General features: G+C 56.6%; 11 protein-coding genes. 6 read left to right on the top strand and 5 right to left on the bottom strand.

Annotated features, from left to right (window positions below):
- Nucleotides 1–20 precede the first annotated feature (20 nt).
- A complete protein-coding gene (gene phaR / locus QMZ18_RS16480) occupies nt 21–647 on the top strand; it encodes a polyhydroxyalkanoate synthesis repressor PhaR (RefSeq protein ID WP_282607420.1) in 627 nt (208 codons plus the stop codon).
- 127 nt (nt 648–774) lie between these two features.
- Here phaR and QMZ18_RS16475 read toward each other — a convergent pair whose 3' ends face one another.
- Nucleotides 775–1791: an arginase family protein gene (locus QMZ18_RS16475; protein WP_282607419.1), complete on the bottom strand. Its 1017-nt coding sequence runs from the start codon at nt 1789–1791 to the stop codon at nt 775–777.
- Nucleotides 1792–2051: 260 nt separating this feature from the next.
- On the opposite strand from QMZ18_RS16475, the gene QMZ18_RS16470 reads away from it, so the two are divergent.
- Nucleotides 2052–2960 (top strand): LysR substrate-binding domain-containing protein, encoded by a 909-nt coding sequence (locus QMZ18_RS16470; protein WP_282607418.1) that lies wholly within the window; start codon nt 2052–2054, stop codon nt 2958–2960.
- A gap of 39 nt (nt 2961–2999) precedes the next feature.
- Here the strand turns inward: QMZ18_RS16470 and QMZ18_RS16465 are convergent, their stop codons facing one another.
- Nucleotides 3000–4805 (bottom strand): bifunctional diguanylate cyclase/phosphodiesterase, encoded by a 1806-nt coding sequence (locus tag QMZ18_RS16465; RefSeq protein ID WP_282607417.1) that lies wholly within the window; start codon nt 4803–4805, stop codon nt 3000–3002.
- A gap of 324 nt (nt 4806–5129) precedes the next feature.
- Here QMZ18_RS16465 and QMZ18_RS16460 point away from each other — a divergent pair, with 324 nt between their 5' ends.
- The gene (locus QMZ18_RS16460; RefSeq protein ID WP_282607416.1) at nt 5130–5660 is read left to right on the top strand and encodes a hypothetical protein; all 531 of its coding nucleotides are present in this window, start codon (nt 5130–5132) and stop codon (nt 5658–5660) included.
- A gap of 185 nt (nt 5661–5845) precedes the next feature.
- Here QMZ18_RS16460 and QMZ18_RS16455 read toward each other — a convergent pair whose 3' ends face one another.
- Genes QMZ18_RS16455 through QMZ18_RS16445 form a run of 3 tightly spaced genes read right to left on the bottom strand, consistent with a single transcriptional unit; the run spans nt 5846 to nt 8069 of the window.
- A complete protein-coding gene (locus QMZ18_RS16455) occupies nt 5846–6892 on the bottom strand; it encodes a zinc-dependent alcohol dehydrogenase family protein (protein WP_282607415.1) in 1047 nt (348 codons plus the stop codon).
- A 29-nt stretch (nt 6893–6921) separates the two neighbouring features.
- The gene (locus tag QMZ18_RS16450) at nt 6922–7518 is read right to left on the bottom strand and encodes a thiamine pyrophosphate-dependent enzyme (RefSeq protein WP_282607414.1); all 597 of its coding nucleotides are present in this window, start codon (nt 7516–7518) and stop codon (nt 6922–6924) included.
- Complete coding sequence (locus QMZ18_RS16445) at nt 7515–8069, bottom strand: phosphonopyruvate decarboxylase (protein WP_282607413.1); 555 nt, start codon at nt 8067–8069, stop codon at nt 7515–7517. The genes QMZ18_RS16450 and QMZ18_RS16445 overlap by 4 nt, the downstream gene beginning before the upstream one ends.
- Before the next feature lie 115 nt (nt 8070–8184).
- Between QMZ18_RS16445 and QMZ18_RS16440 the strand changes: the two genes are divergently transcribed.
- From QMZ18_RS16440 to QMZ18_RS16430, 3 genes are all read left to right on the top strand, one after another.
- Nucleotides 8185–9132, top strand: coding sequence for a LysR substrate-binding domain-containing protein (locus QMZ18_RS16440; protein WP_282607412.1), 948 nt, complete (start codon nt 8185–8187; stop codon nt 9130–9132).
- Between the two features lie 237 nt (nt 9133–9369).
- The gene (locus QMZ18_RS16435) at nt 9370–11058 is read left to right on the top strand and encodes an amino acid adenylation domain-containing protein (RefSeq protein ID WP_282607411.1); all 1689 of its coding nucleotides are present in this window, start codon (nt 9370–9372) and stop codon (nt 11056–11058) included.
- A complete protein-coding gene (locus QMZ18_RS16430; protein WP_282607410.1) occupies nt 11058–12392 on the top strand; it encodes a hypothetical protein in 1335 nt (444 codons plus the stop codon). Before QMZ18_RS16435 ends, QMZ18_RS16430 begins: the two co-directional genes overlap by 1 nt.
- Nucleotides 12393–12405 lie beyond the last annotated feature (13 nt).

Below are 12405 nucleotides of genomic sequence, written 5' to 3'. Positions count from 1 at the left end.
CCGAAACGAAAGGCAATAACGTGTCGGCGAAAAAGACAAACGGCGAGAATGGGCCGATTACAATCAAGAAATACGCTAATCGCCGGCTGTACAATACGGCGACGAGCAGCTACGTCACTCTCGATCACCTCTGCCAGATGGTTCAAGAGGACATCGATTTCGTCGTCTACGACGCCAAGAGCGGCGACGACATTACACGTGCCGTACTGACCCAGATTATCGTTGAGGAAGAAGCCAAGGGGCAGAACCTCCTGCCGATCAACTTTCTGCGCCAGCTGATCGGATTTTACGGCGACAATATGCAGTGGATGGTACCGCGCTACCTCGAACACATGATGGAAGGCTTCGCCACGAATCAGGAGAAGCTGCGCCAGTCCATGCAGGAAACCTTTGGGGGTATATTCCCCTTCGGCAATCTCGAGGAAATGGGCAAGCAGAACATGGCGATGTTCGAAAACGCCATGAAGCTGTGGACGCCTCCGGGCGCAGCTACACCTTCTGATGACGAAGCCGCCGGTGAAACGCCTCAAAGCAAAGCCGAGGCCGATGTCTCTGCTGCTGAATCACTGGACGATCTGAAAACCAAGGTCGAAGAGCTGCAAAAGCAGCTCGAGGTGATCAGCAAGTCCGAGAAACCGGACAAGTAAGCGCTGCACGGACTGGCGAGCTCCGTTGCTTTCCAGGCACCAGGTAACGATTCACTCTCCTATGGGAAAGCAAACCGCTACAAAGCAGTAGTTTAATGGTTCACGCCGAGATTTTGCTCCCAGCCGCTTATGGCTTTTTGGCCTGGCTGTCTGCGATCAGAGAGACCATTTCGAACATGACGGCATTCGCGACCATCGAGGTGATGCGATTCGGGCTGTCCCTCGTCGGCATGAGACAGACGACGTCTCCACCAATGACATTCAATCCACGCACTGCATGCATCAGCCGGATTGCCTGGGCAACCGTAAAACCGGTGGAACCTGCTTCAATGTTCGCCACACCAGGCGCGACCGTTGGATCCAGGCAATCCAGATCGAAGGTAATGTAGACTGGACGATCGCCGATCCGGTTCCGAATGATGTCGATACAGCTTTCCTGGCCAATCTCTTCATAACGGTCCATCGTAATAACCTCGTAACCCAGGTCATAACTCGGTTTCAGCCAGTTTAAGGTTCGTGGATTGCCGCGAATACCGACCTGGACGCTGCGCGATGCATCGACATGGCCCTCGCGCACGAGGTATGCCGCCCAATGTGCGGCGGATTTTTTGGCACCCAGGAAATGCTCCATATGCTGGAAGGTGTCCGTATGGGCATCGAAGTGCAGAATGGAGGCCTTTTCACCGCCCGTAAGTTTAGAATTTGCCCCGCCCAGCGCCTGGAGAATTCCGCCTGTGATCGAGTGGTCGCCGCCGATGGAAACGGGCCGAGCGCCGGCCGCATCGATCTCTCGGTAAAACTCCGTAATGTGCTCGATCGACCGTTCATTGTTATTGCCTTCGGGCAGCGGCACGTCGCCCAGATCATGAATACGACAACTCTGCCAGGGATCGATCTCAAACTTCATATGGACCCGCCGTCCCAATGCCGAGATGTCCCGGACGGCGCGCGGCCCGAGGTGCTGGTCACGCTCCGTCGTACCGTTCCCGGTGCTGTGAGGCACGCCCACCAATGCGATATCACTGTTATCGGGCGTCTCGGCGTAAGGGCAGCGGAACAGCGTGGGAATTCCCCACCAATAAAGCCCTTCCATAAAGACCTTGTGGTTGCGCGACACTTCGCGATTGCCTGCGTCATCTGTCATCAAATGCCCTCCCCAGAGCTCTGTCGTTTTTCGCAGCATCAATGCAAAACTGCATCAACGCCGGTTCCATTGACTTAAGAGAAACTCGCGTTCTAGGAATCGTCCGTCTGGAACCACAGGTCTCTAGGATTCCAATCGCCCGATCAGCCAGAGAAAAAATCGGCCAGTTCGAAACCTCTGCAATTAAAATCGTTGTGCATTGAAGGTTCCAGCGATTTAAATTGAACGCTAGATCGAAAAAAACTCATGACGAGTGTGCTATGTACCGGTATCTGCCATCCCTCAACGCTTTGCGCGCCTTTGAAGCCGCCTCGCGCCACGGAAACTTCACGCGCGCTGCTGAGGAACTCTGCGTGACGCAGGGTGCCGTCAGCAGACAGGTCAAAAATCTTGAGGAATACTTTGACGCCAAGCTCTTCTCTCGTGGCGCAAATTCTTTGAACCTGACCGATGCGGGTCGGTCTCTCGCTCCGTCTATCACTGAAGCACTGTCAAATCTGGACCGGGCAGCCGGCGCACTTCTGCGCGACAGGAATGTCCTGCGCCTTCAGGTCATGCCGACCTTCGCCGTACGCTGGTTGATGCCACGGTTGCCCGAGTTTTCAAAGGCGCACCCCAGAATCGACGTAAGGGTCACCATCGCATTGCATCCCGCCCGGCTCGATACCGACAGCTTCGATGCTGGAATTCTCTACGGTGACGGGTCCTGGCAGGATACTGAAAGCTATTGCCTGTCCCGGGAATGCCTTGCTCCGGTCTGCGCAGCCGATTGGGCCGATTCCCATCCGGCGTTTAACAAGCCGGAAGATTTTGGCCAGACCACGTTGCTTCATACCACAACGGACCGCCGGGACTGGCCCTGGTGGCTGAAAGCTGTCGGCGCGGATGGCCTGTCGGGCGACAAGGGACCCGCCTTTGAAACCCTGGATATGGCGGTCCGTGCAGCGGAAGCCGGCCACGGCATTGCGCTGGGCGATCTGTCGCTGATTGCGGAAGATCTCAATCAAGGCAAGTTGAGGCTGGCTATGCCGCCCCCTCTCTATACCGGAAGAGGTGTGTATTTCGTGCTGCCCAGCCAGGGCAGACACAATGACGCCTTGATAACATTGTGCGACTGGCTGCTGGAAACTGCGCCGGTCAAGACATGTCCGGAACGGTCATTCATCTGATGAAGTTCAACGGAAGGCCCCGATACGAAGCAACCGACTCTATTTCTGAGACTGACCGGTTGCAGGCAGTGGAACCAGTATGGCGGCTGACATATCCTGCTGGGCCGATTGCCCGGCCGCAGCACCTTCGCTGACGAGAGTCCGACCGGCACGCGAACTGCGATCAATCGTCTGCCAGGAAGGCTGGAGCTCCGGCTTGCCGAAGAAGTAGCCCTGAAGAAGATCGACACCTTCGGATTTCAGAAAATCGGAATCGTCCTGAGTCTCGACACATTCGGCAACCGTCGTCAGGTCCAAGGCTTTCGCAAGCGATAGCAGATTACGTACGAAAAGCTGATTGTCGGGCGAAGCCTGGATGTCACGGACAAACGAACCGTCGATCTTTACGATGTCGACCGGTAAGGTTTTGAGGTGATGAAAGGTAGTGTAGCCGGCGCCGAAATCGTCAATGGCCACCCGGCAACCCAAGGCACGCACGGATTCGACAAACCGGGCCGATTCGTCGTTGTCGTAGAGGGCAGCTGTCTCTGTGATTTCCACGATCATGCGCTCGGCGACCTGACGCTTATCTCTCAGTCGCGACTGCAGGCTCCGCAGCCAGGAACGATCCGCGACCGTGAGCCCGGAGATATTGAACGCCAACACCACATCGCGATTCAGCTCCAGATCCTGCAGCACCAGATCTAGCACCAAGCGATCCACGGCGCGCATCAAACCGAGCTTTTCCACGACGGGGATAAAACGGCCGGCGGGAACGAGACTGCCATCCGGGGCATACATGCGCAGCAAGCATTCGTAACACGACGTTTCGCCGTTTTGCGCCTCAACCAGCGGCTGATAGGCCAACGCAAGACGATCTTCTTTGATGGCCTCACGGACCTCGGTGCCGATACCGACGGAATTCCGGTATTCGCTTCGTTGTTCCTCGGTCATTTCGTAGGCATGGACGCAGTCTCTGCCTTTCGCCTTGGCATCCAGCAGAGCGCTCTCGGCGTGGGTTATAATATCCAGGCTATTCTGACCGGCCGAAGGATAGCTTGCGACCCCTGCTGAGGCGGAAACGTGAAGGCGGCCCGCGTCGATATCGACGAACAGGCTGCGTATGGTGCTGAGGACGCGGTCGGCGACGACGTCGGCGTCTCCTTCGTCACGCCCTTCGAGCACGATGCCAAAGCGATCACCGCCCAAACGGCCGACCGTATCGCTCATACGCAGGCAATCGTCGAGGCAGCGGGCGACATCAACGAGGATTGCATCGCCCGAATCGCAGCCATAGGCCGTATTGACCATGCCGAGCTTGTCGATACCGATGACAACGAAGGCGCCTGATTTGCCGGCACGCTCAGCACGCGCCATGGATTGTTCCAGCGCTTCGCGAAGCCTCAATTTATTAAAATGGCCTGTAAGCTCGTCGTAGTTGACGAGATACTCCAAGCGCGCCTCAGTCTGCTTGCGTCGATCGATATGCCGCAGGGTACCCTGCATGCGTTCAGGCACGCCCGAAGCCGACAATTCAACGCTGCCGCGGTCATGAATCCAACGAGAGCTGCCATTCTCCATGCGGATACGGTACTCAACATCGTACTCCGTCAGGCCGGCAAGATGTTCGGTTAGCGCCCGCATCCGCGGTGGCAAGTCCTCGGGACTAAGCTTCGCACTCCAGTCATCCCCGGAAATCGGCAGTGAATCGGATGAAGCGCCGAACACGTCGGCAGCTCGCCCGGTCCAGCGGATTGTATCCGCCGCCAGGTCCCAATCGTAGAGGACGTCTCCTGAAGCATCGATGGCCGAACGCAAACGCCCGATCTCATCCAAAAGATGCCGTGTCGATTCCGACCGTGTCACGGTCTTGCTCTCCTAGCTAAAGCTCCCGCGTTCCTACATGGAATGGGGCACATCCACCTCAATAACCTGGGCAATAAGGCTTAGCAGGCTATGGATACCGTAGCCGCCTTAAGGAACAGTGAATAAAGATTGATCTCGATAGTGTGTTTTCCCATCTATTTTCATATAAACATGTGTAAATTCTAGGAAATATCACGAAATACAACAGCTTTTATTATTAACAAATATGGTTAATCCAACACATCACAAAATTTTTATTTAATTTACATAAAATTAGATATAGATTGTAGGCAGGAGTAGGTTAGACCGAATCCCGTGGACGGAATGAACGAGCTTATCAAAATCAGCCCCAATCCGGCAAAAGTGACAGTGGCACGCCCCTTGGGCCGAGCCCTGTCAAATAGCGGATCACGGCCGGTTGAAGCGGTTCCCCCGGTGGTTCTGGATAATGACGCTGCTCTGGGCTTTTTGCGGGAAAGGTCCCGTCAGACCGGATCGGGCCGGGGCGAAGCAGATCAAACGGACAGGCGCCTGCCGAGGGGTGAGCAGGCGCGTGCGGGAGAAACCGGGTCTCCTGCGCAGCGGCGCGCGGATGCCTACGACGACAGTCGAAACAAAGCATCAGGCACCCGACACCAGTTCCCCAGCAAACCCAGTCTGTCAGCCGCATCGAACACCGGGTTCGTTGCACACCTAATGGCTCAACATGAGGACGGCCAGACAAACGCCTCGTCATCTTTTCAGAGGCAGGAACTCATAGAGAGATACGGCAGATCGAGCGAAGCTTATCGGCGCGCAGGCGCGGAACCAGCCTATTACGGCCAGGCGTCGCAGGTCGTACGCGTCGCGGTCTGAACCTTTTGGTTCCAACCAACTTCACAAAGAACGCCGAACAGCTAAAACCTCGCATTCGGCAATCGAGGTCTCCACTTGAGTCCGCAGTCTTACTGCCTCGGGCAAGAAAAAGATTTTTCGACCGGCTCTGCCGATAATATCCTGGATAGCGATCAGGACCATCGGGGCTCTCGACCTTTATAGGCTTACGAAAAGCTGGTGATCATGGTAACGCCGGTTTCAGTGAAGTTTCCCATCTGCTCCAGAATCTTTGCACCTTCGGTCAGGTCGACACTCCTTGTGATAAGTTTTGAAGGATCAACCCTTCCGCTCGTCACCATACTCATCATGTTCGCAAAGGTATGGCCGGCCATTGCATGACTGCCGACAATCTCCAGTTCATGTGCGATAACGCGATCCATTGGAATAGGCGGGTTGTTCTCACCGCCAAGTAACAGGCCAACCTGAACATGGCGGCCTTGCCTGCGGAGAGATAGGATCGAGTTGATACAAGTCTCCGGACTGCCGAGCGCGTCGATGGAGACATGCGCACCACCCGCAGCAATATCGCGTACTGCCTCCGGCACTTCATTGCTTTCCCGCGCATTAATGGTGTGGACGGCTCCGGCGGCACGGGCCAGTGCGAGCTGGTCGTCGCTGATATCCACCGCAATAACATTCGCCCCCATCGCCGCTGCAATCATTACCGACGAAAGGCCGACCCCACCGCAGCCGTGAACCACAACCCACTGTCCGGGTTCGACCGATCCCTGTTGAACAACGACCCGGAAGGCTGTTGTGAAACGGCAACCTATGCTGCCTCCGACCTCAAACGAGAGGCTCTCTGGAAGTTCTACCAGGTTGGCGTCCGCATAGGGGATGGCTACGTATTCTGCGAAAGCACCCCAACCGGTGAATCCAGGCTGATACTGATCCGGGCAAACCTGATGTTGACCGGCGTGGCAGAAACCACACTTGCCACAGCCTGAGACCACGGGAACAATTGCACGCATTCCCGGCCGCCAGTTCCGAACGCCAGCACCGACCGCCTCTACGACACCCGAGCATTCATGACCGGGGACATGTGGCAGTGATTTAATATCCGGGTCATGTCCCATCCAGGCATGCCAATCACTTCTACAGACTCCATTCGCCATCACACGGATGACTACGCCATCGACCGGCGGTGAGGGATCAGGCGCAGTCTCGACGTCAATCGGCCCCATGAATTCGTGAAACATTGCTGCGCGCATCTTATCCCTCTCTGATCACCTGATCTGAATTACTCAACCGGCAAACCCAGGGCCGCACGAAGGCGCCCTTTATTGATTGCGCCGTCACGGAGTGCCATGACTTTTGGTTTGTTTCCCCCGGCTATCTTCACCACCGCGACGCTGGGGCTGTCCCGCAGGCTATGCAACCGGGGCGCCAGAGTCTCAACGTCATCCATCGTCGTAAGCGTTCGAGCATCTTCAAGGCCACAGCTTGCCGCAATCTTGGCCAAATCGGCACCAAAGGCGGCATGCGTTTCCTGGGAACCGGTCTCACCGTAAAGTCCGTTGTCGAGGACGACCACGCTGAGGTTGCCCGGGTTCTGCAGAGCCAGCGTCGCGAAAGATCCCATACCCATGAGCATTTCGCCGTCTCCAGTCACGACAATAACGGGTATGTCCGGTTGGGCGAGCGCGAGCCCCAGTCCGATCATCGCCGCACCACCCATCGCGCCCCAGAGATAGAAATTACGGTCGTGATCTCCGACATCTGCAACATCGTAGGTCGCTGCGCCGAGCGCGGAAACGACTATCGCGTTGCTCCTGCCGCGCAAAAGCGCGGCGACCACGGCACGGCGATCGAGGCGGTCCTTGATCTTGTCTGTCATTTCGTAAAGTCCTTCGCGCCAATCAGACTTTGTGACAGCAGAACGGCACAGGGCGTTCCTCCGAGAAAAGCCATGGACGCCGCCGAACGCACGGTTTGTACGACTTCTTCCGGCCTGTCCGCCCGCATTACCGTGACACCCATCAGCGAGAGACAATCTCCGACAACCGAGCCCATCGGCACTTGCCAGGGATTGAACTCACCCCACTCGCCGCGCATGGTTATGAGTGTCAGGAACGGAAACTTGCAGTGCTTGATCAGCGACAGCATGTTGATGCAATTGCCAACTCCGCTGGACTGCATCAAGAGAACACTGCGCGCACCGCCTAGCCAGGCACCTGCACTTTGCGCCACGCCTTCTTCTTCCGTCGTGAGGGAAATAGCTGCGATCGACTCGTCCGCCTGAAAGCGCTCGATCAAGCGCACATGGCCACCGTCGGGCACGTAGGACGCCTGCGTCAATTCAAAGGATTTCAGAACGTCGAATATCCCGTCAGCCCAATCCTGCCGGGAGTCATCCGGCAACGAGGTGTCTGTGGAGCTGTCAGCCATGCGTGCGTCTTCCTTGGTGTGAGCCGAATCGGGCCTTGCAGATTAATTCGATTCTAAGGTTTCACAAAAACAGAATATAGAGATATCTTCCATCTCAATAATAGATAGATCAGCAATGGACCTAAAGCAGCTTAAGACATTTATCCGGGTTTCGGACGCAGGCTCTCTTAGCTCAGCGGCGGACCGTTTGCGCATTGCACAATCCGCTCTATCACGCCAGATCAAGCTGCTTGAAACTGAGGTCGGCGCCCCCCTGTTCGACCGCCATGCGCGGGGCATGAGCCTGACCTTTCACGGACAGGAACTTTACAAACGCATTTCCCCCCTAATCCGGCAGTTTGAGCAATCGATCGACGACGTGCGCTCGCTGGGTGAAACCATCACCGGCCATGTTTCCTTTGGCTTGATGCCGACGACAAGCGCCAAGCTGGCCGATCGTCTGGTCAGCAGGGTTGCACAGGAGCAACCCGGAATTTTTCTTCGGTTAGTTGAAGGCTACGCCGGACATTTGGTGGAATGGCTGCAACGCGATGAGATTGATGGAACCTTGCTCTATGGTCCGGCGGACAGTCTGCATTTGAGAGCAACACCGCTGTTTACTGAAGATCTCGCATTGATCAGTCCGGCGATATGGCCCGAGCAAGTCGGCGTTCCAGTAAAGTTCGAATCTGCCGCAGCTTTGCCGCTGGCACTGCCTAGCCAATCACATGGTCTGCGGTCGGTGGTGGAGGTCGCGGCAAGAAAAGCCGATTGTCATTTAAATGTTTGTGCAGAGGGTGACTCATTTCGCGTTCTGAAATCGCTGGTCCTGCGCGGTCTCTATCATACGATCCTGCCTTTTTCAGCCGTACAGGAAGAAGCCGAGGCGGGGCTCGTGAAAACCAATCCACTGACCAGGCCGAATGTCACGCGACAGATCGTCTTGGCGCGTCCGTCCCACCGGGCGGATACCATCGCGACCCAAGCCGTGGTCAACATCCTTTTGGACGAAATTGCTGCGATGATCCGAACAAGAGACTGGGTCGCGCTGCCGGAAGAATATCTTCTTCAACGAAATCTCTGATACCACCTATTGAATGGCCAGTTGTGTCTCCGTGACATTTAGAGGGCAAGAATGTGTGTCATCGCGGGCACGCGATTCGCGGCTCCGCAACTATAAATTTGGTTTTGGCAAACACCTCACACGCCGTTTTATTCAGTCAATTCTGAGAACATCATTTTGATTTGAGTTTAATTCAAAACGCTCACCACACCGATAGGATCATCTGGCCCGCGTTATTTCTCATTTGGAGCCAGAGCCATGACATTACAAGCCAGTATAAAACTGTCGAACGCTGAGACTGTTCAAGCCGAAAAGCTGTCCAAATACATACAAATCGATCTCGCCAGCGAGAACGAAACGACACAGAATGCGCTCGCGGGTCTGTCGGTAAATGACCGCGTGCTGTTTCAGCGCTTCGGGGTCGGACCGGTCGCCGAACCTTCTCACCGCTCCATCCATGGGGCCATCGAAGCTCAGGTAAAGACCGCTCCTAAATCCATCGCCGCGCGGCACCTGGGCTCGCGCATCACCTACGGTGCATTGAACCGACAGGCAAACCATCTCGCGGCGAAAATGGCTGAGCAGGGAGTAGGACCCGGAGATGCGGTTTGCCTGTTCCTGCGGCGTTCGATCCCGATGCTGATCGGTATTCTGGCAAGCTTGAAGCTCGGCGCCTGTTATGTCCCGCAGGACGTCGCCGTCGCACCCGACGAACAGTTGCGGCATATAGCAAAGGCTGTGAAAGCCAAAGTAATCCTGACACTCGAATGCTTCGAAGATCAGATGCCGCGGCTTGCAGGAGTGACGACGATTGCGATCGAAGCGGCCGTACGTGAACCGAGATCATTGCAGCCGCCATCCGTGGAAGTTCTGCCCGACGACCGCTGTTTCATCCTCTTCACTTCGGGAACAACCGGAACGCCGAACGGAGTGCAGGTAACCCACAGGAATCTCTGCAACATATTGCTGACCGAACCCGGCTCGCTTGGTATCAAGCCGGGCACCAAAGTGGCCCATATCCTCTCAATCGCCTTTGACATGGCGGCCTGGGAAATCCTCGGTTGTCTGTCCCACGGCGGCACGCTTGTCATCCGGGGCACCGATATCGAGGAGGCCGTCCGGCAGGCCGACGTCGTGATCGCAACGCCCTCCGTGCTTGGAAAATGCGTGGCGGAAAATTGCCGCAACGTCAAGACCGTGGCGGTGGCGGGCGAGCCCTGCCCCCGCCCGCTGGCCGATTCCTGGGCCGCCTTCGCGACCTTTTACAATTCCTGCGGGCCTACCGAGACCACGATTGTCAATACGATGTTGCCTCACTCTCCGGAGGCCGCACGCCTCACCATCGGCGTTCCGACACCGAACAACACGGTCTATATCCTTGACGAGGATCTGAGGCCCCTGCCGATCGGTGAAGTCGGCGAGATGTGGGCGGGTGGTGACTGCGTCACCGCCGGTTATCTCGATAACCCACTGCTCACGGCCGAACGCTACCTCGCGGACCCATTCCTTGGTGGCGGACGGATGATGTTCCGGACACGCGACCTCGGCCGCTGGACCCCGGAAGGCGCCCTCGAGCATTTCGGGCGCACCGACGATCAGGTCAAGATCCGGGGTTTCAGGGTTGAACTCGACTCGGTTTCCAATGCGCTGGAAAAGACGGAAGACTGTCTGCAAGCGGTTACCTTGAAGCTGGACGACCGAAACCTCGCGGCCTTTGTCCGTCCCGCCTCCGTAAATTCGGCGGGCGCCCGAGCGCAGATCGAAAAAGCCTTGCCCTACTATTGCATGCCATCGGTTCTTCTTGCTCTGGAGGCTTTTCCAATGACGAGCCGAGGTAAGATCGACAAGCGCAAATTGCTGTCCATTGCGAAGTCGGAGACCCAGCCCGACGACAAATCCAAATTTAGTTCCGGCGCCAAAGCCACCGGCAAAAGGCAGGTGGCGTGATGTCAGACCTCACGAGCAACCTAAACCGGCTGTCCGTTCCGGAAACACCCAGACCGAACGCCCTGCGGCGCCTGTTTGCGCACCCTCACCTCTCCCAGTACCGACGCCTGGCAACGCTGGTAATTGTTGCCAACCTCCTGTATCTGGCGATGGGCCTGCACGATGGGATCTTCTGGACCCACAAAGGCCCGGCCCTTGCACAATTGTCCAATCTTGCCGTCGCCAACCTGACGTTCGCAATCCTGATCCGGCAACAATACGTGATCAATTTCCTATTTTGGGCGGCAACCCGGGTGCCAACTTCCTGGCCGCTCTCGATACGCTGGACCTTGGGAAAGGTCTTCCATTTCGGCGGTCTCCACAGCGGCGGAGCGACCATGGGAAGCCTTTGGGTGGCTTTCTTTTGCGGTGCGGCTCTTTGGGAGCTGTCGAATGATTCACCGAGGGTTTCAATCGAATTGGGTGCGGTATCCGCCGCGCTCGTTGCGCTGCTCATCGTCATGCTGGTTACGGCCCTCAGCCCTTTGCGCGCAAAATTCCATAACATGTTCGAACGCGTGCACCGCTTCGGAGGGTGGGCAGCTCTGGCATTATTTTGGGCTCAATCGCTTCTGTTCATACGCGGTCAAGGCGTTTCAACCTTTGAAACACCGGCCTTCTGGGCGCTCTGCATGATCACCTTCAGCATCGCATTGCCTTGGCTGCGCCTGAAGAAAGTTCCCGTCGAGATCGTCAAACCCTCGGACCATGCAGTTGCCGTGCGCTTCAATTACGGTGACGATGCCTTTCCAGGATCTTCCAACGCGATCAGCCGGAATCCACTGCTGGAATGGCACTCCTTTGCCTCCATTCCGGCACCGGGCGAAAGGGGTTACCGCCTGATCATTTCGCGGGCGGGCGACTGGACGGGAAAATTCATCGACGACTGTCCCTCTCATGTCTGGGTCAAGGGCATCACGACCTCGGGTGTTGCCAGAATCGAGGTTTTGTTCAAACGCGTGGTTTACGTCGCAACCGGCAGCGGCATCGGACCGGTCCTGCCTCACTTGCTGGCGCAACAACTACCGATCCATCTGATCTGGGCCACCAGAAGCCCGCGCAAAACCTATGGCGACGCCATCGTCGACGAGATCCTCCGCGCCTGCCCGGACGCCCACATCTGGGACACCGACAGCCACGGCAAACCCGATCTCGCGGCCTTGTCGCTACAGGCCTGTCGTTCTTTCGATGCGGAGGCAGTAATCTGCATTTCAAACCAGAAACTGACCCGTCACGTGGTCGCCGAAATGGAACGCCGGGGTATCCCCGCTTTCGGCGCTATCTGGGATTCCTGAAACTGGAGGCTTC

It is taken from the genome of Pelagibius sp. Alg239-R121, assembly GCF_947331435.1.
Classification (GTDB): Bacteria; Pseudomonadota; Alphaproteobacteria; order Kiloniellales; family Kiloniellaceae; genus Denitrobaculum.
This window is presented reverse-complemented; position numbering and strand designations above follow the sequence as displayed.

Bases quoted from the DNA above. Each gene is read 5' to 3' on its own strand.
- QMZ18_RS16450 (WP_282607414.1), bottom strand. From the start codon at position 7,518: ATGACAGACAAGATCAAGGACCGCCTCGATCGCCGTGCCGTGGTCGCC.
- QMZ18_RS16430 (WP_282607410.1), top strand. From the start codon at position 11,058: ATGTCAGACCTCACGAGCAACCTAAACCGGCTGTCCGTTCCGGAAACA.
- QMZ18_RS16455 (WP_282607415.1), bottom strand. From the start codon at position 6,892: ATGCGCGCAGCAATGTTTCACGAATTCATGGGGCCGATTGACGTCGAG.
- QMZ18_RS16475 (WP_282607419.1), bottom strand. From the start codon at position 1,791: ATGACAGATGACGCAGGCAATCGCGAAGTGTCGCGCAACCACAAGGTC.
- QMZ18_RS16470 (WP_282607418.1), top strand. From the start codon at position 2,052: ATGTACCGGTATCTGCCATCCCTCAACGCTTTGCGCGCCTTTGAAGCC.
- QMZ18_RS16460 (WP_282607416.1), top strand. From the start codon at position 5,130: ATGAACGAGCTTATCAAAATCAGCCCCAATCCGGCAAAAGTGACAGTG.
- QMZ18_RS16435 (WP_282607411.1), top strand. From the start codon at position 9,370: ATGACATTACAAGCCAGTATAAAACTGTCGAACGCTGAGACTGTTCAA.
- QMZ18_RS16445 (WP_282607413.1), bottom strand. From the start codon at position 8,069: ATGGCTGACAGCTCCACAGACACCTCGTTGCCGGATGACTCCCGGCAG.
- QMZ18_RS16440 (WP_282607412.1), top strand. From the start codon at position 8,185: ATGGACCTAAAGCAGCTTAAGACATTTATCCGGGTTTCGGACGCAGGC.